Source organism: Micromonospora sp. NPDC005257, assembly GCF_042872445.1.
Lineage (GTDB): Bacteria > Actinomycetota > Actinomycetes > Mycobacteriales > Micromonosporaceae > Micromonospora.
Map to the genome: position 1 here is coordinate 157,064 of NZ_JBIAKL010000004.1, position 23,772 is coordinate 180,835.

At 68.6% G+C, this 23,772-nt stretch carries 24 protein-coding genes; 16 read left to right on the forward strand and 8 right to left on the reverse strand.

Translation table 11 applies throughout. The features are described from left to right. Positions 1–12: 12 nt before the first annotated feature. Together xerC and ACFYO8_RS10440 are read left to right on the forward strand one after the other, a co-directional pair. The gene (gene xerC / locus ACFYO8_RS10435) at positions 13–1,473 is read left to right on the forward strand and encodes a tyrosine recombinase XerC (RefSeq protein WP_387257065.1); all 1,461 of its coding nucleotides are present in this window, start codon (positions 13–15) and stop codon (positions 1,471–1,473) included. Between the two features lie 81 nt (positions 1,474–1,554). After that, positions 1,555–2,379, forward strand: coding sequence for a class I SAM-dependent methyltransferase (locus ACFYO8_RS10440; protein WP_387257067.1), 825 nt, complete (start codon positions 1,555–1,557; stop codon positions 2,377–2,379). 257 nt (positions 2,380–2,636) lie between these two features. Here ACFYO8_RS10440 and ACFYO8_RS10445 read toward each other — a convergent pair whose 3' ends face one another. From ACFYO8_RS10445 to ACFYO8_RS10465, 5 genes are all read right to left on the reverse strand, one after another. Beyond that, entirely contained in the window at positions 2,637–3,749 is a 1,113-nt protein-coding gene (locus ACFYO8_RS10445) for a tetratricopeptide repeat protein (protein ID WP_387257069.1), read from the reverse strand. Positions 3,750–4,035: 286 nt separating this feature from the next. Beyond that, positions 4,036–4,704: a GNAT family N-acetyltransferase gene (locus ACFYO8_RS10450; RefSeq protein ID WP_387257071.1), complete on the reverse strand. Its 669-nt coding sequence runs from the start codon at positions 4,702–4,704 to the stop codon at positions 4,036–4,038. A 33-nt stretch (positions 4,705–4,737) separates the two neighbouring features. Beyond that, complete coding sequence (locus ACFYO8_RS10455; protein WP_387257072.1) at positions 4,738–5,424, reverse strand: GPP34 family phosphoprotein; 687 nt, start codon at positions 5,422–5,424, stop codon at positions 4,738–4,740. A 14-nt stretch (positions 5,425–5,438) separates the two neighbouring features. Beyond that, entirely contained in the window at positions 5,439–6,452 is a 1,014-nt protein-coding gene (locus tag ACFYO8_RS10460) for an acetamidase/formamidase family protein (protein WP_387257074.1), read from the reverse strand. After that, a complete protein-coding gene (locus ACFYO8_RS10465; protein WP_387257075.1) occupies positions 6,449–7,855 on the reverse strand; it encodes an APC family permease in 1,407 nt (468 codons plus the stop codon). The genes ACFYO8_RS10460 and ACFYO8_RS10465 overlap by 4 nt, the downstream gene beginning before the upstream one ends. A gap of 468 nt (positions 7,856–8,323) precedes the next feature. Here ACFYO8_RS10465 and ACFYO8_RS10470 point away from each other — a divergent pair, with 468 nt between their 5' ends. Beyond that, the gene (locus ACFYO8_RS10470; RefSeq protein WP_387257077.1) at positions 8,324–8,935 is read left to right on the forward strand and encodes a hypothetical protein; all 612 of its coding nucleotides are present in this window, start codon (positions 8,324–8,326) and stop codon (positions 8,933–8,935) included. Here the strand turns inward: ACFYO8_RS10470 and ACFYO8_RS10475 are convergent. Further along, entirely contained in the window at positions 8,925–9,371 is a 447-nt protein-coding gene (locus ACFYO8_RS10475) for a hypothetical protein (RefSeq protein ID WP_387257079.1), read from the reverse strand. The genes ACFYO8_RS10470 and ACFYO8_RS10475 overlap by 11 nt on opposite strands. A gap of 36 nt (positions 9,372–9,407) precedes the next feature. Here ACFYO8_RS10475 and ACFYO8_RS10480 point away from each other — a divergent pair, with 36 nt between their 5' ends. From ACFYO8_RS10480 to ACFYO8_RS10510, 7 genes are all read left to right on the forward strand, one after another. Further along, positions 9,408–9,995 (forward strand): metal-dependent phosphohydrolase, encoded by a 588-nt coding sequence (locus ACFYO8_RS10480; RefSeq protein ID WP_387257081.1) that lies wholly within the window; start codon positions 9,408–9,410, stop codon positions 9,993–9,995. After that, a complete protein-coding gene (locus ACFYO8_RS10485) occupies positions 9,992–10,963 on the forward strand; it encodes a phosphotransferase (RefSeq protein WP_387257083.1) in 972 nt (323 codons plus the stop codon). The genes ACFYO8_RS10480 and ACFYO8_RS10485 overlap by 4 nt, the downstream gene beginning before the upstream one ends. Then, positions 10,960–12,063 carry a radical SAM protein gene (locus ACFYO8_RS10490; RefSeq protein ID WP_387257084.1) on the forward strand — a complete coding sequence of 368 codons (1,104 nt, stop codon included), beginning with the start codon at positions 10,960–10,962 and terminating at the stop codon, positions 12,061–12,063. Before ACFYO8_RS10485 ends, ACFYO8_RS10490 begins: the two co-directional genes overlap by 4 nt. Next, positions 12,060–12,659, forward strand: a complete 600-nt coding sequence (gene tmk, locus ACFYO8_RS10495; protein ID WP_387257085.1) for a dTMP kinase — start codon at positions 12,060–12,062, stop codon at positions 12,657–12,659. The genes ACFYO8_RS10490 and tmk overlap by 4 nt, the downstream gene beginning before the upstream one ends. Before the next feature lie 15 nt (positions 12,660–12,674). Next, positions 12,675–13,487 (forward strand): endonuclease/exonuclease/phosphatase family protein, encoded by an 813-nt coding sequence (locus tag ACFYO8_RS10500; RefSeq protein ID WP_387257087.1) that lies wholly within the window; start codon positions 12,675–12,677, stop codon positions 13,485–13,487. 20 nt (positions 13,488–13,507) lie between these two features. After that, positions 13,508–14,215: a creatininase family protein gene (locus ACFYO8_RS10505; protein WP_387257088.1), complete on the forward strand. Its 708-nt coding sequence runs from the start codon at positions 13,508–13,510 to the stop codon at positions 14,213–14,215. Between the two features lie 84 nt (positions 14,216–14,299). Then, positions 14,300–14,758 (forward strand): PPC domain-containing DNA-binding protein, encoded by a 459-nt coding sequence (locus ACFYO8_RS10510; protein WP_387257090.1) that lies wholly within the window; start codon positions 14,300–14,302, stop codon positions 14,756–14,758. 73 nt (positions 14,759–14,831) lie between these two features. On the opposite strand, the gene ACFYO8_RS10515 is transcribed toward ACFYO8_RS10510, so the two are convergent. Next, positions 14,832–15,419: a class IV adenylate cyclase gene (locus ACFYO8_RS10515; RefSeq protein WP_387257091.1), complete on the reverse strand. Its 588-nt coding sequence runs from the start codon at positions 15,417–15,419 to the stop codon at positions 14,832–14,834. A gap of 188 nt (positions 15,420–15,607) precedes the next feature. On the opposite strand from ACFYO8_RS10515, the gene ACFYO8_RS10520 reads away from it, so the two are divergent. Further along, the gene (locus tag ACFYO8_RS10520; protein ID WP_387257092.1) at positions 15,608–16,876 is read left to right on the forward strand and encodes a helix-turn-helix domain-containing protein; all 1,269 of its coding nucleotides are present in this window, start codon (positions 15,608–15,610) and stop codon (positions 16,874–16,876) included. Here ACFYO8_RS10520 and ACFYO8_RS10525 read toward each other — a convergent pair. Then, positions 16,873–17,607 (reverse strand): HAD family hydrolase, encoded by a 735-nt coding sequence (locus ACFYO8_RS10525; protein WP_387257094.1) that lies wholly within the window; start codon positions 17,605–17,607, stop codon positions 16,873–16,875. The two genes, ACFYO8_RS10520 and ACFYO8_RS10525, sit on opposite strands and share 4 nt — an antisense overlap. Positions 17,608–17,974: 367 nt before the next feature. On the opposite strand from ACFYO8_RS10525, the gene ACFYO8_RS10530 reads away from it, so the two are divergent. The 5 genes from ACFYO8_RS10530 to ACFYO8_RS10550 all read left to right on the forward strand — a co-directional run bounded on the left by ACFYO8_RS10530 (position 17,975) and on the right by ACFYO8_RS10550 (position 23,767). Then, positions 17,975–19,423, forward strand: coding sequence for an FAD-dependent oxidoreductase (locus ACFYO8_RS10530; RefSeq protein ID WP_387257095.1), 1,449 nt, complete (start codon positions 17,975–17,977; stop codon positions 19,421–19,423). Beyond that, a complete protein-coding gene (locus ACFYO8_RS10535) occupies positions 19,420–20,709 on the forward strand; it encodes a hypothetical protein (RefSeq protein ID WP_387257097.1) in 1,290 nt (429 codons plus the stop codon). The genes ACFYO8_RS10530 and ACFYO8_RS10535 overlap by 4 nt, the downstream gene beginning before the upstream one ends. Then, positions 20,706–21,584, forward strand: a complete 879-nt coding sequence (locus ACFYO8_RS10540; protein WP_307867924.1) for a class I SAM-dependent methyltransferase — start codon at positions 20,706–20,708, stop codon at positions 21,582–21,584. Before ACFYO8_RS10535 ends, ACFYO8_RS10540 begins: the two co-directional genes overlap by 4 nt. Then, a complete protein-coding gene (locus ACFYO8_RS10545) occupies positions 21,581–22,195 on the forward strand; it encodes a GTP cyclohydrolase II (protein WP_387257098.1) in 615 nt (204 codons plus the stop codon). The genes ACFYO8_RS10540 and ACFYO8_RS10545 overlap by 4 nt, the downstream gene beginning before the upstream one ends. Positions 22,196–22,375: 180 nt before the next feature. Next, positions 22,376–23,767, forward strand: a complete 1,392-nt coding sequence (locus ACFYO8_RS10550) for a UDP-glucose dehydrogenase family protein (protein WP_387257099.1) — start codon at positions 22,376–22,378, stop codon at positions 23,765–23,767. Positions 23,768–23,772 lie beyond the last annotated feature (5 nt).

Consider the following 23,772-nt stretch of genomic DNA (forward strand, 5'->3'; position numbering starts at 1 on the left):
GCACCACCACCGATGCCAGACGGAAGCATCTTCAAGCGCTGCGGCTGCCGCCACCCCGACACCGGCAAGCCACTGGGAAACGACTGCCCGAAACTACGCCGCGCGAACCGCGCCTGGAGCTCCGACCACGGCCACTGGGCCTACCAGCTCGAACTACCACCCACCACCGACGGCGGGCGCCGGCAGCTACGCCGCTCCAGCTTCCCCACCCGCCGTGCCGCCGCCGACGAACTCGACCACGCCCGCGACCTGCTCGCCCTCGCCAACGGTGACCGGCGCCGCCGTACCGAGATCGCCGACCTCCTGCAAACCGCCGTACGCGCCAAACGCCCGCTGCCCGAGGTCGACCGCATCCGCCAGCGGCTGCGCGGCGACGGCACGCTCGCCGACATGCCCACCGTCGCCGAGTACCTCACCGGATGGCTGACCCACCTCACGATCGACGCGAACACGCAGCGCGGCTACGAATCGATCGCGCGGGTCCACTTGATCCCACACCTGGGCGACATCCCGCTGGACAAGCTGCGCGCCACCCACATCCGCGCCATGTTCGCCGCCATCGAGCGCCGCAACGACGAGATCGCCGCCGCGAAGGCGAGCAGCGACCCAGTCATCCGCGCGTCGGTCACCGGCGTGCGACCCACTGGTGCCAGCACACGCCAGCGCATCCGCGCCTGTCTGCGCAAAGCGATCAACGATGCCCTCGCCGACGAACTCATCGTCGGCGCCAACCCCGCCGCCCTGGTCAAGGTCCCCGCCGACCGGCCCCTACCAATCGTGTGGGAGGACGAACGCGTGCAACGGTGGAAGGCCACCGGCGAGGTCCCCGGACCGGTGATGGTCTGGACCGACTCCCAGGTCGTGCAGTTCCTCGACTACGCCGCCGTTCATGCCCCCGACCTGCACCCCATGTGGCACTACATGGCCTACCGCGGACCCCGCCGTGGCGAGGCGTGCGGCCTGCGGGACAGCGAGGTGCGGCTGCACCGCCGCGAGACCACCATCAACAACCAGATCGCCACCCACGGCTACACCGCCGTGCAGAAACCACCGAAGAGCAGGGCCGGAAACCGCGACGTCGCCCTCGACACGGACACGACCAAAGTCCTCACCGCCTACAAGGCCCGCCGCGCCGCCTGGCAACTCGCCGCCGGCGACACATGGCCCGACACCGGCCTGTTCTTCGTCCGCCCCGACGGAAAGCCGTGGCACCCGAACGCCGTCACCCAACGGTTCCGCAAGCTTGTCCGTAAGGCCGGGCTGCCCCCGATCCGGCTGCACGACCTGCGCCACAGCGCCGCCACCATCGCCCTCGACGCCGGCATCGACATCAAGGTCCTCTCCGAGCAACTCGGCCACTCCACCACAACCCTGACCCGCGACACCTACCAGAGCGTCACCAAACAACTGCACCAGGACGCCGCCGATGCTGTCGCGAAGAAGATCAACCAGAAACGCCGCAAGGCAGGGTGAAACCCACTCTCGGCGAAGCGGCAGCGGACGACCGCGTGCGGCCGGGCCGGCCCCGGTCGCCCGAGGGAATACGCTCGCGACGTGAGCGGTGACGACCAGTTGCTGAGCCGGCGGGGCAGCTTCGACGAGGACCCGGACAACTACCAGGCGGCTCGGCCGGGATACCCGCCGCGGGTGTACGAGGTGCTTGCCGAGCGCGGGCTGCGACCGGGTGCGCGCGTCCTGGAGATCGGACCTGGAACCGGTCAAGTGACCCGCCCCCTCGTGGACGCCGGTGCGTCGGTGCTGGCGGTGGAACTCGGTGGCCGGCTGGCGGCCCGGCTGCGAACGAACCTGACCGGCCGCGACGTGACCGTCGTCGAGGGCGACTTCACCACCGTGCCGCTGCCCGACGACACCTTCGACCTGGCCGTCTGCGCCACCGCCTTCCACTGGCTGAACGCGGGCGCGGCGGTGCGACGGCTGGCCCGCCTGGTGCGGCCGGGCGGAGGGCTGGCGGTGTGGTGGACGGTCTTCGGTGATCCCGACCGTAGCCCGCCCTGGCGCGCGGAGCTGGACGCGGTGTACCGACGATGGCTACCGGGGCAAGGGCGCGGCCCTGCCGGTGTGCCAGCGCCGCTGCGGGTCGCCGAGCGCACGGCGGAACTGCGGGCAGGTGACTGGTTCGACCCCGTCCAGGTCGAGATGATCCGCTGGGAGCACCGACTGACCCCGCACGACGCGCGGGGGCTGTGGGGGACCTTCCCGAACGTACGCGAGTTGAGCACTGACCAGCGGGAGGCGTTCCTCGACGGCGTCGCCGAGGTGGTCGCCCGCCAGCCCGGCGCGACGGCGATCGACAATTACGTCACCGCGCTGTACACGGCGCCGCGCCGAAACCACGATGCCCTTCCAGCCAGTCCGTGAAATCGGGCAGCGGGCGCCCGAAGGGCGCCAGCGATCTATGCCCCTTCAACAGGGCCTGAGCTAGCCGGGGCTCTGCCGAAGCGGGAAACCTCCCCGAGCCGTTCGAGGAGCTGAGCCGAAGCGTTCTCGCTGGCACGGACCGTTCTGGGCTGGCTGCGGACCGAACAGCGGTGATCCCGCGTCCGGGTGGTGTTGCTGCTCGGCGCGAGTGCGCCCAGGCAAGTTGTCCCGGTGGTGGGTGGTCAGGTGCGGGCGGTCTAGCTGGCGCCGGGCGTGGCGGGCGATGCGATGCGCGTGGGATGACCCGGCGGGCCGGTAGCTGTGGTGTGCATGCGGTACAGGGCGGCTGCCATGCGCGCGATGGCGGGGTGGTGGGGATGGACACGGCGGTGGTCGGCGATGGTGCGGGCGAGGAGTTGCTGCGCCGGTTCCTGGCGGCCGTGTTCGTACAGGACGACGGCGAGGGTGGCTTGGGTGGCGAGGGTCGGTAGTGCGTATGGTCCGTCGGCTTGGGTGTGGTGGCGGATGAGGTCGCTGTAGCAGTCGGCGGCGGCGGTGAGGTTCCCGGCGGCGCGGTGCGCGGCGGCCAGGACGCGCAGGGCGGCGCGGACTTCCGGGTTGGTGGGGTCTCGGAGGAGGTGGCGCAGGCTGCGGTGTCCCCACTGGGCCCAGGGGAGCGCGGCGGCTGGGTCGCCGCTGGTAAGGGTGAGGGTGGCCAGGAGCGCGGCGGCGCGGGCGGTCGCGGTGTCCAGGGCGAGCCTGCCGCTGGTGGGGTCGATGTGCAGGAGCCCGCTGTGCAGGACGTCGATGGCACGCTCGGGCTTGTTGTCGGCGTGGCGCTGGGCTAGGTGTAGACGCTGGGCCATGGCCATCATCGGGCCGGTGACTTGTAGGGAGACGGCTCTCCAGGTGATGTGCAGGTCTGTGCCGGTCGCGCCGACGGTGACGCGTTGGATGGGGCCGAGCGCGTAGGAGGCGGCCTGAGTCGTCTTGCCGGTTGGGACGAGGTGGGGGGTACGGTGCAGGATCACTGCGGCGACGGCGTCGCGGATCTCCTCGGCCGACACCGGTGTGCGCCCGCAGGACGGCGCGCACAGGTAGACCCTGCCGCTGCCGGGCAGCTGGATGAGGATCATGGATCGCGCGCAGGTGTGGCAGGCCAGGAGGCCGGGTGGCACGGGCGCGGCCTGCACGGCGCGGGCCCGCGAGACCCATTCCTCAACCGTCGCCGGCGACAGGTGGTGGCTGCGGGCAACGCCCCGTGGCGCTTGGTGCAGACCGTGGACGGCGGCGTGTTCGATGGTCGCGGCGACGACCTCGGCGACGAAGGCGGGTGTCCACGCGGGGAGGACTGTCGTCCGCGTCGGCATCGGCACTCCTTCCTAGGGTTCATGTATGCGTTCAGGTGGCGGGAGCAGCGCCGGGTTTGTGCAGTTCATACGACCCGCAGACGGCGCATGTGAGCGGAGGGTGTGGCCGGCGACGACAGTGGGGGCTGTCGTCGCCGGCCACGTCGGTCGCCGCTGCCCTCCCTCTACGGGCGGGCGACCGGCTTGAACGCCCCGATGTGGGCCCAGCGCAGATGGTGGGCGGCGACGCGGGGCGGCGACAGGGAGATGTGGTGCGAGCTGCGACTTGGCCGCCGAAACCCAGGGCCTAGCGTTGGGCGTCGGACTGCGCGCGTGCCGGGGCGGTGACGGTCGCCGGCTTGGCGGTGTTCACGGGCCAGGCGCCGCGGATCGGGTGAGGGTTGCGGCGCATCGGGGCGAGGACCGGCCCGTCGGGCAGGGTGAGTGCGGGTCTCGGGAGGTAGCCGTACCGGCGGTACACGTCCTGGCTGTCGGGCGTGGTTTCGGTCCAGGAGGGCATGTCGATGCGGTCGAGGCGGCTCGCGTGGTGGGTGAGCATCGCCGCGCCGATGCCGCGCCGCCGGACGGTGGGAAGGACGGCGAAGACTGCGAGGTGGTAGTGGGGTTCGGTGGGTCGGACCTGGATGAGTAGGTGGTCGAGGAGTTCGAACTGCCGCGCGTGCGGGCCGGCGGCGTCGGCCAGGCGGCTGCGGTAGTTCGACGGTGGCGGGATGTTGCGGTAGCGGTGAAACCCCATCGCGGCGGCGCTCAGGTTGTCGGTGATCTGGATGTCGCCGAAGAACATGGCGTGTTCCACCCAGATGACCGCCACGTCGGTCAGGATCCGCCGCCGGCAGGTCGGGTCGGGCACTAGCCACTGGGCGAGCGGGCCGGAGTGCAGGGCGTCGGCGATCAGCGCGGCGACCGGTTCCTTGTCCGCCCATCGGGCGGCACGGATACGCGGAATGACGTCCATGGGATGCCTCCAAGGGCAGCGGGTGGGGCGGGCTTACCGGTAGGTGGCGGTGGCGAGGTCACCGACGGCGGCGTCGACCGCGGCGGTGATGTCGCGTACCTGCCGGTGGTGCTGCGTGGCGATGGTGCGTAGCTGCGCGGTGAGGGCGGCGATGTCGTCGGCGAGGTACAGGTGGTTGGTCAGGCCGAGGGTCGCGACGAGGCCGCCGAGGGCGGCGGTGTGGTTGTCGGGCTGGTCACGGCCGGCGGCGATGTAGTGCAGCCGGGCGCGGGCGACGACCGGCCACTTCAGGTCGGTGGGCAGGTAGCGGTCGGTGCGGGCGAGCCCGCCGAGGCGGCGGCGCACGTCGTGGCGCAGGATCCCGCCGGCGTGCAGGCCGGCGCGGGTGCGGTCGTACAGGTCGTCGGCGAACCCGCGCAGCCACCTCCGCAGCGGCGGGGTCGGGTGGGCGTAGCGGATGGAGGCCAGGGCGGTGTCGGCGATCAGGTCACCGACCGGCCGGTCCAGGTGCAGCCACAGCCGCTGCTCCCCGCCCGGCCCGGTGCCGTCGTCGGTGGTGTCGAGAGCGATCCGCCCGGCCAGGAACAGGTCGATCAGCACCGCACCAGCCAGGCCGAGGGCGAGGGCCTGGCGGTGGATGTGCGGCTGGCCGGTGTCATCGTCGTGACCGAGCAGGAACAACTCGTCCCGCAACGGCAACTGGGGGATGGAGGAGGCCATGTGGGTCCCGCCCTCTACCTCGGCCCGTCGGTGTGCTGCCGGAGGCGGGCGTGCACCCCGTCGTAGGCGGCTTGCGGCTGCGGAAGCAGCACCTTGTCGACGGCGGCGAGGAGTGTGTAGTTCGGGTCGCAGACGTTGCCGATCGGCGCCCGTCCCGCCTGCGACAGCAGCTGGTAGGCGTCGAGCTGCTCCAGGCCGGTGAGCTCACCCACCCAGCCGACCAGGTCGCGGTGCGCGATCCGGTAGGCGTCTTCCAGGGGACGGGCGCAGCCAACTGACATGATCGACGTGTCGGTCTCCAGGCGGGGCCACACCGTCGGGACGCCTTTGATGACCTCGATGATCAGGGTGGTGGTTGTGGCGATCTCCACCCCGACGCCGCAGGCCTCGCCCTCGCCCTGGCGGGCGTGGCCGTCGCCGAGGGCGAGCATCGCCCCGTGCACGTTCACCCCGAGGTAGAGGGTGGTCCCGGCGCGCAGCTCCGGTGTGTCGAGGTTCCCGCCATGGCTGTCGGGCACGATGGTCGAACGCGCCTCGAAACCGCCCGGCGCCACCCCGATGGTGCCGATCATCGGGTCCAGCGGCAGGTCCACGGTGTGGTCGCTGTCGGTGGCGTGGAAGCGGACCGTACCGGCCTGCCGGTCGATGTCGTACACCCACACCCGCTCCTCGAGAGGCGGCTGCAGGGTCGCCGTATGTGAGGTGGAGGTCAGTGCCCCGAAGTGCGGGAACGTCGAGGAGACTCCCCAGTCGCGGGCCGGAACGATCGAGGCGAGGTGGACGGCGAGGGTGTCGCCTGGCTCGGCGTCCTCGACGAAGAACGGCCCGGACACCGGGTTCAGGTACGGCATGCGGCACACCTGCGACGGCAGGTCCGCCGGGCCGCGCACCAATCCGCCGAAGCAGTCCTCGGTGTGCACCCGCAACACGTCGCCGGAGCGGACATGGGCCACCGGCATCCGGCCGCCGAAGGTGTAGGCCAGCTCGTCGCGGGCTGGCCGGTAGGTGATCGTCTCCATGGTCGTCACACCCGCTCGACGTGGCGGGCCTGCGGCTGCACGGGCGCCAGACCCGACAGGGCGGGCCGGCGGCCGGACAGGTACAGGCCGGCGAGCACGACCATGCCGAGGGCGAGCCAGGCCAGACCGAGACGCTGCGCGGCGATGTTCGCGTTGACCACCACGTAGGCGAGGATCGCGAAGCCGATACCGGGCATGACGAGGTGTGCCCACCAGTTGCGGCTGCGCTGGCGGATGAGGTGGTGCACGACCACGGAGACGTGCAGGACCAGGAACGCGACCATCGCCCCGAAGTTGATCAGCGACGACAGCAGCGTGATCCCATCGGCGCGGGTGGCCATGTACAGGCCCAGTGCCAGGGATACGGCGCCGGTGAGCAGGGTCGCGTTGATCGGCACGTTGCGGCGGATCGACACCTTCGCCAAGAAGGCGGGCAGTTGCCGGTCCCGGGCCATCGCGTACAACAGCCGGGACGTGGCGACCTGCGCGACCATCGAGTTCGGCAGCCCCCACGCGATCGCGGTCGCGACCGCGCACAACGTTGCCAGCCAACCTCCGCCAGCGGCCTGCGCGGCATCGTAGAAGGCGGTGCCGTTCGGATCACCGTCACTGAGCAGCGAGGCCGGCTCGGGGACGAGCATCGCGGCCAGCCAGGTCTGGGCGATGAACAGCACGCCGGCCAGGACGAGGACGGCGGCCATCGCCCGGCCGATCTGGCGGGAGCCGCCCTTGGTCTCCTCGGCCAGCATGCTGATCCCGTCGAAGCCGAGGAAGGACAACACCGCGATCGACACGGCACCCGCCACGAGGGACCAGGTGAACGTTTCGGAGTTGTAGAACGCGTCCCAACTGAACCGGCCCCTGCCTGAGGCGAGAGCCCAACCGGCGACAGCGAGGAAGATCGCCAGGACGACCAACTCGCCGACGAGCATCACCCGGGTCACCAATGCGGTCATCCGGATCCCCACCGAGTTGACAACCGTGTTGACCGCGACGAACCCGAGCAACCACACCCACACCGGCACGGCAGGCACGGTGGAGTGCATCGCCACCGACGCCACCAGATACAGCAGGCCCGGTACGAGGACGTAGTCGAGCAGGATCACCCAGCCAGCCAGGAACCCGACCGGCGCGCTGATACCCCGGCCGGCGTAGTTGTAGACGCTGCCGCTCATGGGGAACGCCTTCACCATCTGTGCGTACGAGAACGCGGTGAACACCAGCGCCACCACACCGACTACGTACGCCAGAGCCACCATTCCACCGGAGCCGGCGTACACGCTTCCGAAGATCGCCATCGGCGCGATCGGCACCATGTACACCAGGCCGTACGCGACCAGGTCCCGGAACCGTAGTTGGCGGCTCAACTCCTGCCGATAGCCGTAACGCTCTAGATCGTGCTGATCCAACATGCGGGATCCTTTCAGTTGATCAATGAGTCGTCGGCACGTGCTTCATCGAGGCACCGCATGCCGGCATTTGGGCCGTGACGTGTTCAGTCCGGGACGCGGCACGCGCCACCGGCGACGAGGGTGACTAAAGGCGAAGTCGGTCGATGTCGGTAAGCCCTACCGTCGACGTCTGACAATCCGCCGACATCAGTCTTCTTGGATGGCGGCTATCGCGCCCTGCCGCAGGCGGCGCATATCGCGTACTGACACGCTGCATCACGGCTTTCGGCCGTCGGGCCATTCACGGTCTGGGCCGGTCAATGTCGGAGCTTGTCAGAAGTCACAGCAACGGCTTACCGACATCCGTGCACCCGGCCCTTAATGGGGCATCACCGTGCGTCGACGGCACGAGGACAGCGGTGACGGGCGATCCGGCCGCTGACTGGATAGGCCTGCCTGTGCCCAACGCTCCCGCAGGAGGAATGTGCGATGGCCCCACAAACTCTGCCCGAACCCGCTGAGGTCGGTCGGCGAGCCGCCGAGATCCTCGATCTGATCACGCAGCACCCGTCGTCCGAGCGGCTACACAACTCGTCGATGAAGTACTCCAGCTGCTGGGCGACGTTCACCGGCTACCCGGCGATCAGCCGGTGGTCCCTGGACCGGGACGCGGGCCCGCTGCTGACCGAGGCGATGCGGGTCCTGGCGCTCAAGGCCGCGGTGTTCGAGCTGTCCGGCGGCGACGAGGAGGCCGCGGAGCTGCTGGTGCCGGCACCGGTCGACGAGATGATCCATGCCGTGCTGGCGCAGTTCACTCTGATGTCCCGGATGCAGCGCGACCTCGGGGTCACCTTCCCGCACGCCACGGAGTTGGAGGAGTTCACCTACGCCCGCGGCTGCCTGACCGACGCGTACTACGCCGCCGCCGGCTGGGGGCCGCAGCCGTTGCGGTACTGGCTGGACTCCGCCGAGGTGACCCGTCGGCTGGATCAGCTCAACGCCCATTACCAGGCCGCGGGCCTGGGACGTGACGGACGCAGCCACGACTTCGACTTCGACCGACCGGACCCGGCGACCGCGCCGGTCGGGGTCAGCGGTTAGCCAGCTCCACCGACAGCACCCGCCGCATCGCTGCCACCACCTGCTTCGGGTCGAACCTCTCTGCGGCGAGGCGCTCGGCGCGGGCGACGGCACCGAAGATCTGCTCTTCCGGGGCGTCGCGCAGCACGGCGACGAGCCATCCTTCCAGATCCACCAGGTCGGCAGGCAGCACTAGGGAGGCGGGCGTCGGCGCTGGTCGTGAGGTCTGGTCGGGGACAGGTTCGCCGCGTGAGGCGTATTGGCCTGGTGGCAGTCCGACCCGGTACGGGTGCACACACACCGCGACGCCCTCGGCGGTGACTCGCCATCCGATGTCCGGGTTGTAGGCGAACTCGGGTCCGGGCCGGTCGACGACGTCGAACTGGCCCGGCCCGAGCTGCTGGGCGGGACACACCACGCACGTCTGCTCACACCACTGCGGTAGCGGCCCGGACATGGCGCCGATGCTACGGCAACCAGGAGGTATCAGGCCATGACCGTCTTATCCCCTCCCCGGGCCGCCACCGTCGACCGCGCCCTACGCGACGCCCAGCGATGGTGCGCCGGACAGGTCATCGACGACCGTCCCGCCTTGGCCCACGCGGTCCGGGTCGCGGTGACCATCGGCGAGCATGTACCGAACCCGGCGCCGGATCTGATAGCTGCAGCGCTGCTGCACGACATCCCCGACTTCGCGCCCCGCACGCCGGACATCTACCAGGTCCTCGCCGTCGCCTACGGCTCGCAGGTACCGCGGATCATCGCCGCCCTGCAGGCCGAGCACCAGGCCCTCGACATGCCGGACCCACCTATCCGCGTCGACGACCGGCCGGTACTGCTGGCCTCGACCGCCGACAAGATCGTCGCGTTGACGTCACTGCTCCGACGGGCACATGCCAGCGGCGACGTCACCGACTTCCTCCGAACGCGCCCGGCGCTGCTCACGCTGCTGCCGCACTTCCGGGCCTTCCACCAGGCAGCCCACCCCCGGCTGCCGGCGGGGATGTCGGCACGCCTCGACACCGCGCTGACGCTGCTCGAGCGAGCCGCCACCGGCATCCCGACGGCGAGCAAACCGTGATCGCCATAGATGCCGCGTTGGAGGACCAGCTCCGCCGTGACCTGCTCACCGCCGCTCGCCACGACCAGGCCGGCAAGCAAATGATCCAGGAGTGGGAACTGTCGACGGTGCAGCGGCTGTACCTGAGCGATGGCAGCAGCGTGATCTGCAAACTCGCCACATCACCGTTCACCGGCGAAGCCGCCGTGCTGCGAGCCCTCAACGAAAACGGCGCGGCGGTGCCCCACCTGCACGGCTACACGCTTCGTCCGCAGGCGCTGGGCATGCTGATGGACGACCTCGGCGACCCCATCCGCCCACCCACCACGGCCGAGGCTGCAGCCGCCGCCCATGCGATCCACACCATCCCCCCGATGCCGACCTTGCCCGTGTTCGGCCAGCAGACCCTTGCGCGCCTCCCAGAGCAGGCGCTCGCCGCACTCGCCGCGCTACACCTCCAGGGCCGTTTCCTCAACACGGGCACGATCGAGGACCTGCTGCGGTGGCTGGAAGCCGTGGCGTGCCGGCGTGCCGACGGCGCCGAACGAGAGCCCTTCGGCTGGTGTCACGGCGAGTTCCATCGCAGCTCGCTGCACGTCAGCCGCACGGAATGCCGTCTCGTCGACTGGGCGAAAGCCTTCACCGGGCCCGGCCTGCTCGACCTCGCCACTTGGTTCGGCACCCGCAACGCCGCAGACCCCGCTCAACTCACCCGCCTGATCTGCGCCTACGTCGCGGCTGGCGGCAGCGCCGACGCCCACTCCGACCGCGGTGGCCTGCCGGCAGCTCAGTGGGCGCTGGGATGGCACCGCATGTGGGCAGCCTGGTGGTTTCTGACCACTGCCGCCGCAGGCCACCACCAGCCCCACACCGATGGCTCTCACGCCCAGGTCGTGCACCGCCAACTGCACGCTGCCGCGCAACTGCTCGACGCCGCCCCGTCTGGCGCGTCCGGAGTTCATCTCACTACCGCGGGAAGACCCACATGAAGCGCCTCATCGTGGACACCCACGCCTCGTCCTGCTACTTCCGTACCTCCGTCGGCGGGGATGGACGCAAGGCGTTGGTGCAGATCACCGAACGGTGCAACCTGCACTGCGCCCACTGCTTCGTCTCCTCGACCGCAGTCGGGTCTGACCTGTCCCTGATTGACTTCACCACCCGAGTGTTGCCCCGGCTGCTCGACGCCCGAGTCGAACGCCTCACGCTCACCGGGGGCGAGCCCTTTGTCCACCCCGACCTGATCGCCATGTGTCAGGCGGTGGCCGATCAGGGACTGCCGGTGGGCATCTGCACCAACGCGACGCTGACGCGCGACGCCGATATAGCCGCCTTGGCCGCCTTGGACAACGTTCACGTCAACGTGTCCTTTGACGGGTTCCGGCCCGACAGCCACGGCAAGTTCCGCGGCGACCGGTCGTCGTTCGCCACCACCGTCGCCACCACCCGCAAGTTTGCCGAGGCCGGCCTGCTCAAGGGCCTGCTGTCCACGCCCAACGCGCTGACCGTGCCGGAGGAGTTCGCTGACCTGTGCACCTTCGCCGTCGCCGTCGGCGCCGAGTACGTGCTGATGAATCCGCTGTCCTCCTTCGGGCGAGGGGTGAAGAGCCGCAGTAAGCTCGCTGCCACCACGGCGGCGATGGACGCCATCACGGCGGTGACCGACCGCTTCGCCGGCCAAGTCGACCTCGTGCGAATCCGGTTTCCCAACGAGGACCTGCCGCTGGGCGGATGCGACGCGGGAAAACTGATCTACGTCTTCGTCGACGGGCAGGTCGCCGTCTGCCCCTACCTGGTCTTCGCCGCTCGCACGCCCGGCTCCGCGTACCGTGATACCGAGTTCCTCACCGGCAACATCCTCGATAGTGAGGTTGTCACCGGCCTCGACGCCTACGACTTCCATGGCCGCTACCGGCTCGGCGCCAACCCGACCTGCGGCTCCTGCGCCCTGGCCGGACAGTGCGGCAAGGGCTGCCCTGCCGCGGTCATCGCCACCGGTGGCCGCATCGGCGACGTCGATACCGAGCAGTGCCCCGTCACCGACCCATCCGGTCGTCGACTGCTCCCGCTGTCCCTGGCCAAGGGGTGAGCAGCCTGTTCATCGCCGTGGAGGGCCCCAACGGAGTCGGCAAGAGCACCGTCGCCCGTCTCCTGGCCGACCGCCTCGCCGAACTCGGACCGGCCGGGGTCCACCTGACCGGCGAGCCCACCCGCACGCCCCTGGGCCAGCTCCTGCGCCGCCAGGAATCCTTCCTGCACGGCAAGGCACTGGCCCTCGCTCTGGCCGCCGACCGCGCCGCGCACATCGAAACGGAGATCATCCCCCGGCTCGACGACGGATTGCATGTCGTCTCCGACCGGTACGTCGCCTCCTCGCTGGTGCTGCAACGCATCGACGGCCTCGACCTCGGCGAGATCTGGTCCTACAACCGCTACGTCCTGCCCGCCACCGTCATCTACCTCGAAGACCACCCAGAGGTCATCCGCACCCGACTGGCAGCCAGGGCGCACCTGACCAGGCTGGAACTGGCCGGCTCACCCGAGAAAGAACTCGCCCTCTACCGCGACGCCGCCACCCACCTGCACCGGCAGCAGTGGCGCCAACACGTCGTCGCCTGCCACGGCCTCAACCCCGAACAGGTCGTGGACACTATTCTCGCCCTGCTAGCCGCCGACGGCCCTTGACCAGCGAGGCTCACCGTGCTGTCCATCCTGACGCTCAACGTGCAGGCCGCCGCGCTCGCCCGCGCGCAGAAGCTCCTGACCTGGCTGCTGCAACGCGACGACCACGTGATCATCCTGACCGAAACCAGCAACGGACCCGGCACCCGGCACCTGCTCACTGGCCTGCGGGCAGCCGGGATGTCCATCGCTCACCAGCCCTCGACTGACGGCGACCGCGGCTGCGCCATCGCCAGCCGCATCCCCACCCGCCCAGCCCCGCACCTCACCGCGGGCATCAGCCTGCCTGGCCGGGCCCCCGCCGTCATCCTCGGCACCGACCCCACCGTCACGATCCTCGGCCTCTACGTCCCCTCCAGCGACCGGGCACCCGCCAAGCTCGCCAAGAAGCGGACCTTCCTCGCCACCGTCACCGACACCCTGGCCCGACTGCCCACCACCGACCGCGCACATCTGGTGGTCGGCGGCGATTACAACGTCATCAGCCGCGACCACCAACCCCGCTACCCCGGCTTCCGACCCTTCGAGTACGAGTTCCTCGACGCCCTCGCCTTACTCGGGCTCTGCGACGTCCACCGGACTCTGCACCCCGATGTGCAGACACACAGCTGGATCGGCCGTGCCGGAAACGGATATCGCTTCGACTACCTCCACGCCGGCCCTGGGCTACTGCCTCACCTGGCAGCCGCCGCCTACCTGAACCAACCTCGCCTTGAGGGTCTCACCGACCACTTGGCGCATAGCGCCGACATCGACGCACCGGCCGCCGGTGGTCGGGGGGCCGGTACGAGCAACGTCGTGGCTTGCTTGACGTCCCGTACGTTCTCCTAGACGAGCGGCAGAATAGGCGCGTGACCCTCTGGACGATCGCCACGGCGGCCGACGAAGCTCGCCGCCAAGCGGCGGTCGCCGTCCTGCCCATCGGCAGCTTCGAACAACACGGCTCGCATCTACCGCTCGCCACCGACACGATCGTGGCCAGCGCCATCGCCACCGCGCTCGCGGAACTTTACGACCTGTTCCTGCTTCCGCCACTTACTATGTCCTGCTCCCACGAGCACGCCGCGTGGCGAGGAACTGTCAGTCTCAGCTCGACCACCCTCACCGCCATCATCAACGACGTCGTGGCGTCCCTTCATGGGCAAGGCATCGACCGTCTCGTTCTCATCAACGGGCACGGCGGCAACTATGTGTTGTCCAACATCGTCCAAGAGGCCAACACTGACGGGCCACGCCTCGCGCTCTTCCCAGGTCGACAGGACTGGGACCAAGCACGCCGCGACGCCGGACTACACAGCACCACCCACGACGACATGCACGCCGGGGAGATCGAGACGTCGATCCTTCTCCACGCCGCGCCGGATGCCGTCGGCCCGGACTTCGAAACCGCCGATCACCTCACCGAACGGCCACAGCTCCTGACGCTCGGCTTGGCTGCCTACACGAGCACCGGAGTAGTCGGGCAACCATCGTTGGCCACTGACGCCAAGGGGCAGGCGGTGCTGGCCAGCCTTGCCCGCAGCTTCGCGGACACCCTCACCACGCTCACCCGTCAATAGGCCAACACTCGCGCCACGCGCCACGATCCTCCTGGTGGCACCCAGCTCTCACCGCGCGCCGGCCGAAATTCGAAGGAGCCCACATTGCGCAGCCACGAAGTCGTCCCCGGCCGCACCATCGTCGCGGTATTCGACCACGGAGAAGACTTCTACGACGCCCTCGACCGGACCTGCCGCGCCCACGACATCCGCCAGGGCTACATCCCCACCTTCATCGCCGGCCTCGCGGCCGCGGACATCGTCGGCACCTGCGAACGCCTCGACAACCCCGACGCGCCGGTCTGGTCCAAAGTCCATGTGACCAACATTGAGGCCCTCGGTGGCGGCACCCTCGCCTACGACCCCGGCACCGACACCATCCAGCCGCACATCCACCTCACCGTGGGCCTAAAGGCGCACAGCGCCACCGCCCACACGAGCCACCTGCTCGCCGCGACTGTCCAGTTCCTCACCGAAATGATCATCGTGGAGATCCTCGAGCCACCGATGACGCGCGTTCGCCAAACCGAGCTCTACGACGTTCCACTCCTGCAGCTCCCCTGAAGCCAGTCGAGCGCGGGGGCCCAGGTCTCCAGCCGTCACAGCCGGGGCGGCAACAGCCGTGGACTCGACCACCTCAGACCGGGGCCGACGCCCTCACGGCCGCGCTCGTCAGATTCCAGATCAACGTGTCGTAGGTGTCCGCCACCCGCAGTACTGGCACGCCGAGTGAGCGAATCATCGCGTCGAGTCCGTGCTGCACCTGTTCACCCGAGTGCCGGGAGCTGACCACCCGCTCCACCTCGACGAACGCGCCGAGCCCGTCGACGACGTCCACGCATACCGTCGCGCCGTCCCAATCGCCGGTTCGGCGCTGCTTGACGATTCGTACGGTTGGCACCCAACCCATCGTCGCTAGAGCAGCGTGCATCGCGTCACGGTCGAAGATCACGCATTCGTGCTCCAGGCAAGCCATCTCGTTGTCGATCGGCTTCTTCACGGTGAACAGATGGCGCCCATCCTGCGTGCGCAGACGCGCGAACGGAACACCGACCTTCGACATGCCGTACGACCAGCCGGCTGGTGCGTACGCCTGGTCGTCCTGGACCGACGGCTCCGTCAACACGACCTGCCGCCGGGCGAGCGCCGTGATCAACCTCTGCAGGTCGTCTACGCGGTACTTGGCTTCAACCTCATGATCATTGTTGGCCGGCTCGTGGGTCACGAGCAGGGAGCATACGAGCATCGGAGGTCACGCGAGTTCGGACGACCGCGAGGCCAATGTCGGAACTTTGTCGGAAGAGTGCTGGATGAAGCCGCTGAGTAGCTGGCGCATCACAGACCTGCACTACAGTGCTCCCACGCCAACCTGCCTCGCCTCGCGCGAGCGTTCGTACCCATCGGGAGCTGCTGATGTCGAGCGTGCCACCACAAGACGTGGCCAAGGCATGGATCGCTCTTGGCCAAATGCTGGCCCGCAGCCGCAAAGCCGCTGGTTACACGCAGGAGGCGTACGCCCCGCGGGTGAGCTATGGACGGAGCACGATCGCGAACGTGGAGACCGGCCGGCAGCGTGTGGGCCGCGATTTCTGGGCCCGAAGCGACGAGGTGTTGGGAACCGGCGGCAGACTGGTCCGGGAATACGATCGCATCCGGCTCGCCAGCAACCGGCACGTGCTGAGCGGCACGGCCGCCCCTATGGCGTGCCACGTGGCTGCTGAGCCCTCGTCCTCCACGGCTGCGGAGGCGCTCGCCCGCACACCGGGAACGGACTACCTGGTGGGCGAGTGGAACAGCTTCTCCACGCTCACCAGCATGTTGGCCCAGCAGCGCCAGGCCGTGTCACCCGACGCGCTACTGGGTCTGATCGAGGCCCACCGTGACTGCCTGTCAACGCTGTATCGCAAAGCGGGTCGTGCTCCCATCCGCGCTGATATCGGAGGGATGCTAGCCGAAGCCTCGATCGTCGCCAGCCGGCTGTGGAGCGCGCAGGGCAACCGTGCCCTCGCGCTCGCTCACTGTGCCTATGCCCGTCAGCTCGGCGACAGGCTGGGCAGCCGCAGGATCAGCGCAACGGCACGCATCTTCGAGAGCAACCTCCACTCGGAGGCTGCCACACTGATTGACGCAGACGGTGACATTATGATCGGCCTGCGGCTCCTCGATGAGGCCGCCCGTGCGTCCACCGATCTCAGTCCACCCGCACGGGCGCGAGTAGCTGCCGAGCAGGCCCAAGCCTTCGCGGCCCTGCGACTTCCCCGCGAGGCCACGGCGGCCCTGAAGCGGGCAGAAGAAGCGGTCAACGAATTGTCGCCCGTTGACTGTGTTGGCCTCTACAGCGACTGGAGCAGCGCCCGCCTCCACGTCTACGCGGGCACGTGCCATCTCCTTCTCGGTCAGCCCCACCAAGCGGTGACCGTGCTGGAAAGTGCGGTACAGATGCTGCAACACGACCGCGCCAACGCCAACGTCGCGTTGGCGGCAGCCGTAGACCTCGCCAGCGCCTACGCCGACGCCGGCGAACTCGAACAATCCTGCACCTTGCTTGGCGCCACCTACGACCAGCTGAAAGCCGGTGGAAACCATCGAGGCATCGCTCGAGCCCAACGAGCTCGACAACGGTTGGACCGATGGCGCGATGAGCCGCTTGTCCTCGAACTCGAGGAGCAGATGGCCGCTTAACGAGCAGCCGGCGTCCCGCCCGCACTCAATAGCGAACTGACGGCTGCCGCCACCGTCGTCGGGTCGAGACTGTCGAGTACCACGTCAGGTTCGTAGGATGCCAGCTCTCGACGCCCAAGCCGGTGAGCGACGACAGCGACGCGAAAGTTGGCGTGACGTGCGCAAGCGATGTCGTTGGGCGCATCCCCGATGACGATCGTTCGAGCGGAATCGAGGGGGTCACCGTAGATCGCGGAGTAGCGCTGAGCTACGACTGCCGGAAGCTGGAAGCGATCTCGCGCGTCCGATCCGAACCCGCCGATGCGAAGATCAAGAAAATCGTCCAAGCCCGCCACGTCCAGCTTCACCTCGGCGGCCGAACGCAGGTTGCCGGTCAGCACGGTCTGGATGAAGCCACGTTCGTGCAGCTTCGCGATGCTCGCCGCTGCACCTGGATACGGCGGCTGGACCTCAGCCAACTCCTGCCGACCCTCCTGCATGACCGCGGCGATGGCCTGACGGAAGGCGGGTATGCCCGCCTCCGCGGCTGAAGGGTCCACGCCCGAAGCGATCGCCGTGTCCACGGCGATCGACTCGTCCGTATACCCATGCACCTTCTTGTCAGGGAAGACAACCTCGGACTGCGCGATGCCGTACGCACGAGCGATCGCGCGCGTCAGCCAACGCAAGTCCGCGGGGATGAGCGTCCCGTCAACGTCCCAGATGACCAAGCCGGCGCTGCTGTGGTTCATAGATCCATCGTCGCACGGGCACGAGCAGCTAACCCTGCCGAGCGCTCCGGGTTCGCGGTCGGACCGAAAGGCCAAGCGGTGGATGCGGTCGCGGCAGCGGGTGTCGGTGGATTGTCATAGTCCGATGACATGCCTGTCCGACAACACCCGACGTCGGCGACGGTGAGTGAGCCTTCCCCGAAAGGCCCCGGGCGGATCGTCCGCGCATAGCTGTCCGGACGGCACCTTCGCTGCCCTACGTGGTGATCATCGCGCTGGCCGCGGCTGCTGCCGATTTGCTGATTCAGCCACGGACATGCAGCGCGTCCGGCGGCGGGGATGGCTGTTCGCTCCCGATCGCCTGCGACTGTTGGAAGGAATGTCTGCAATGTTCTTCGATGTCGTCGTCGTCGGCGCTGGCCCAGGTGGTCTGGCTTGTGCCCACGAGGTCGTGCGCCAGGCCCAGGGCCTGCGGGTGCTGCTGTTGGAGGCCGGGCGGGGGATGCGGAATCGGCCGTGCCCGGTCGACCGAGGGCTGCGTTGCACGGGGTGCGCCGGGATCTGCAACGTGATCAGTGGCTTTGGCGGCTGTGTGCACTACGGAGATGGGGTGAAGTTGAGCTTGCTGCCGTCCGGCCGCCGCCTGATCGATCACTTCGGTGAGGACCGCGCGGACGAACTGTGCGAGCGCGCGTTCCAGTTCCTGACCGCTCCACTGCCAGAGCCGCCCATTCTGAGTGGCACGAGACTCGGCGCGCCAGTCATCAAGGCCTTCGCCGGGAACGGCCTGGCCATCCGGGAGTACCCGGTCGCGGTCTTGGGGGAAACGCAGGTGCGGGACATGCTCACGGCGCTGCACGGCTTCCGCAACGACGCTCTGACCGTCTGGGAGAAATCGGAACTTGTCACCGCCGCCCTGGAGGGGGACCGCCTGACGCTGACGGTAGCGACCCACGGTGGCCTCGTCACCGCCGAGACGGCACGGCTGGTGCTGGCCACGGGCCGACACGGGGTGACCAGCACTCACAACCTCCTGACGGCATTCGGGGTGCAGACGATCGCGCCGGACATGTCGCTCGGCGTGCGTCTCGAGACGAGGGCCGAGGTGCTGGCCGCGATCGGCGTCGAGCACCCCGATCTGAAGATCACCCAGTTAGAGCGGGTGGACCGTAAGACGAAGACGTTCTGTTTCTGCGGCGGCCCGAACGGTGGTCGGATCAAGTTCACCAACTACCAGCGCTCCTTCGGGCGGGAGGTGATCACTCTCGACGGGCACGAAACCACTGAACGCCTTCCGGGGGAACGTTCACTGGCAGCCAACTTCGGCCTGTTGTGCCAGCTCGCCAGACCCGGCACCAGCACCGAAGTCCGGGACGAGATCCTGTCCGATTACTGGCGGCTCAGCGGAGGCCGGCCGGTGGCGCAGAGTCTGCGCGCGTTCATGAACAAGACGACCGAGCCGCATCATTGGCCGGAGTTGGCTGCGGCAGTGACGTTCGAGCCGTCCGTCAAGGACTTGACTACCGCCCGGCTCGACAGCTTGTTCACCGACGCCGAGCACCTCAGCCTTATCGAGAGCCTCCGCCGGGTCGTGGGCTCGATCCTGGACCACGCCGGCGCAGGCTTGTCCATGGATGACCTTGTCGACGATGTTCTCGTGATCGGGCCTGAGGTCGAGTTCTTGTGGGACCGGGTCCCGGTCGACGAGGACTGCAAGGTGCGGGGCCTGCCGATCTACGTGGTCGGAGACGCCGCAGGGATCGCTCAGGGCATCGTGCAGGCTGCCATGATGGGCGTTGCCGCCGGCGACGCCATCGCGACCGGTATGCCGGCATGACCGCCGTCACGACTCGTCACCTGGTCGCGGACCGGTTCGGGCCGCTCTACCCGGCGTCGGCGATGACGTTGCCGGTCATTCCCAGCCTTCCGATGCCGAGATTCGCCGCGCCGCCACCGGACGTGCGCAACCTCAGCCCGCACTACCGCGACCATTACGGCGCCAACATCCTGCGCGAATATCCCGCCGGACGATCCGGGGACCGGCTCGCGTTCATCGACAAGGCGTTCCCGCACAGCGTCTACGACATGATGCTGCTTGCCACGGTCGGCGACGACAGAGTCATCGCGTCGTCGGTCAGCGATGTCCCCGAGGCCATGCTGACGGCGCTGCTGAAATTCTGTAGGCAGTTCGTCGGCTACGTCGACGCCTCCTCGACTCGGCGCCGGTTCGACCTGGACGGGGCGCAGCTCATGATCGGCACGAACCACGACCCGTACACGGTCGACCGCGACAACGGGCAGTGGTGGGACAAGCGGATGCACTGGCACCTCAACTGCTGGCCGGCTGCCGCCTACCGCGACGCCTCGATCGTGCCGCTGGGCGAGGTAGGCGACCTCAACCGACGACGGGCGCTGGTGGACCCCATCGCGCACCTGGCCGCCCAGGTCATGCGTGACGCATCCCGTACGCAGCCGCTGCCCGCCGGCTGCCACCTCGCGGGCGACGCAGATCTGTCTGCTGCTGGTGGCCCAGTCGGATTCAAGATCGCTCTTCCGGACTGGAACTTCCTCCTCGATACCGCCTGCGCGCGCCTTCTCGTTCAACTTCATGAGATGGCCACCGGCGCGTACGCGCAGCTGCGGGAGTGCTTCACCGGCAGCCCGGCGGCGTCGCCCCCGTGGACTCGGCCGGGGCTGCTGCCGCCCGGCCAGGTCGCGGCGAACCTGAACAACCTCACCTGGCTGTCCGAACCCGGCCGGCAAGGTCTCGTGATGCTGAGGGCGTTACTCCGGGACATCACCGCCCACGAGATGGCCCTGTTGCGAACGAACATGGATCTCGCGAACCGGTGCCTGACCTTGGCTGGCTTGGACTACCACCTCGGATTCTGGTCCCCAGCGCGACTTGGCAGCTCGCGTGAATGTCCGCCGGTCTACCTCGTAATGCAGTTCAAGCTGCTCAGCGCCATCGGTAGCAGCCCGGCGATCGGCGGCAGCGTCGCATCGATCCTCGACCGCTTCCGCGGCCCGATCATGTCGGCGCAGCAGACTCGCCTGCGTCGACAGTTCCAGGACGGCTTCCTCGCGGATCTGGAGCATGGCGCGCCGGAGGCAGCAGCGTGAATCTCCATCCGCCCGACGTGACCTCAGCGGCGAGCATCACTCCGGAGGTCCTCGCCTTCTACGCCCACGGGGCCGAGCAGGGACGCCTGAGCGACCCGCGCCGCCACATCGAGTACCTGCGCACCCGCGACATCCTGGGCCGCCACCTTCCCCCAGCCGGAACTGTTGCCGACGTCGGCGGAGGACCTGGCGCGTACGCGTTTCAGCTGGCCGCGGACGGCTACCGCGTCCACCTCGTGGACCCTGTCCCACTGCACCTGGAGCAAGCCGCCACCACGTCCGCCAGCGCCGAGTCGCCGCTGGCCTCGATCTCGCGCGGGGACGCGCGCCAGGTGCCGCTCGGCTCCGCCAGCTGCGACGCAGTTCTTCTGCTCGGACCGCTGTATCACCTCACCAACGCCGCTGACCGCGCCCGCGCCTGGGGCGAGGCGTACCGCGTACTTGTCCCAGGCGGCGTGGTCGCCGCCGCAGCGACGTCCCGCTACTACACCACCTGGGAGTACCTCGCCAAGAACCTCTACGACGACCCGGCGGTGGAGGCGATCCTGGCCCGACATCTTCGCGACGGGCAACACCGCAACCCGACCGGTGATCGACGGCTGTTCACCACCGGCTACTTCCACAACCCGAATGGTCTCGCTGCAGAAGCCACCACCGCAGGCCTGCGCCCGCACGCCCTGCTCGCGGTCGAAGGCGCCGCCAAACTGCTGCCCGACCTCGCCGACCGCCTCCGCGACCCACACCGTCGCGACCTCCTCCTGCGGGCGATCCGCCGGGTCGAGGCAGAACCCTCACTCCTCGGCATGTCTGAACACGTCCTGCTCATCGCCCACAAGCCCACACCCGACAGCACCGCTGCGAAGGAAACGAGATGACCACTACCGTTCGGCTCGCCAGCTGTGACCTCCCCACCGCGTACGGACAATTCCAACTCCATGCTTTCGGCTCCGAGACCGGCCCCGAGGAGGTGCTCGCCGCCGTCCACCGCCCTCAGCCCGCCGGCCAACAGAATCCGCTGGTACGGATTCACAGCGCCTGCGCCACAGGTGACCTGCTCGGATCCCTCAAATGTGACTGCGGCCCCCAGCTGGCCACATCCCTGCGCATGATCGGCGCAACCGACTACGGGATCCTGCTCTACATGCTGTGCCACGAAGGCCGCGGCATCGGGCTTGCTGCCAAGATCCGCGCTTACACCTTTATGGACCAGGGCTACGACACCGTTGCCGCAAACGCCGCCGTTGGCGCACCCACCGATGCCCGCGACTACCGACCCGCCGCGAGCGTCCTGGCCTGGCTCGGCGTCACTTCAGCCCGACTCGCCACCAATAATCCTCACAAGATCGACGCCCTCCGTACCGCCGGGATCACCGTCGACCGTGTCCCCCTCTCCGGTTTCGTCACCTCCGATAACCGGGACTATCTCGGGCAGAAGGACACCCTGCTCGGACATTTGAACAGCAGCGGAGCCGCCGCCCTTTCTTGACCCGAATGTCCGGTCCGACCGACCCGCCGCCCGCCTCAGGTCGGTATCATTCCGGCGGGCAGCAGGCGGGCCGCGGCCTTCAAGCCGGCCGACTGCCGCAACAGAAAATCGCTGTTCAGCGGCACTTTTGGATCCGGATCACCACGCGTCGGTATCGTTCATGGCGAGAGGAAACGCTCAATGAAGGTCTGTGTTGTCGGCACCGGATACGTCGGTCTCACCACCAGCGTCAGCCTGGCCTTCCTGGGCCACGACACCACCTGCATCGACCTCGACAAGCAAAAGATCGACACCCTTCGTGGCGGCCGCTGCCCGATCTACGAGCCACATCTGGAAGCGCTCCTCGAGCAGGCGTCCTCCCACCTGAACTTCACCACCGAATACGCCGTCGGCGTACCCGACGCCGACGTCGTGTTCATCGCAGTGCAGACCCCGCAACTCGACAACGGCAACCCCGACCTGCAGTACCTGCGATCCGCCGCCGAAAGCGTCGCCCAACACCTGCGTGGCGACTTCACCGTCGTGGTCAACAAGAGCACCGTCCCGATCGGCTCTGGCAACTGGGTCGACGCGATCCTGCGCGAAGCGTACGAACGCCACCACGGCCACCGCCCCGACGGCCGATTCGCCGTCGCCTCGAACCCCGAGTTCCTCCGCGAGGGCACCGCGCTCGCCGACACCCTCTACCCGGACCGCATCGTCATCGGCTCCGACAACCAGAAGAGCCTGGACCTCCTCAACCAGCTCTACCGCCCCATCCTCAACCAGTCCTTCACCCCGCCCACCGTGCTGCCCCGCCCCGCCGGCATGAGCGCCGTGCCGCTGGTCTCCACCGACCTGGCCTCGGCCGAGCTGATCAAGTACGCGGCCAACGCTTTCCTCGCTCTCAAGATCAGCTATATCAACGAGATCGCCGCGATCGCCGGCAAGGTCGGCGCCGACGTCCGCGAGGTCGCCCGCGGCACCGGCCTCGACGCCCGCATCGGCCCCCGTTTCCTGAACCCTGGCATCGGCTGGGGCGGATCCTGCTTCGGCAAAGACACCGCAGCGCTCATCGCCACCGCCAGCGAGTACCACCTCGCCATGCCGATCGTCACCGCCGCCCGCGATGTCAACCACCGCCAGCGCACCAAGGTCGTCGACCGGCTCCTCGACGAACTCCACATCATCAAGGGTCGCAAGATCGGCATCCTCGGCCTCGCGTTCAAGCCGGACACCGACGACCTGCGCGACTCACCGGCCATCGACATCGCGAATCTGCTCCTTGAACGCGGTGCCCGGATCACCCTGCACGACCCCGTCGCCGCCGATCGCTTCCGCCGCGAACAGCCCATCCTGGCCGAGCACCTCGCCGATCGCGTCGAAGACGTGTTCGACGACGCCGACGCCATCGTGGTCGCCACCGAGTGGTCGCACTACCGCGACCTCGACTGGGCCAAGTTCGCCCCCACCATGCGCTCACCGCTCGTGCTCGACGGGCGACACTGCCTTGACGCCGACAGGCTTACCGAAATCGGCTACCGATACCTGACCATGACCGCACCCGCCATCCCCCCGCGCTCCCAGACCTGATTGTC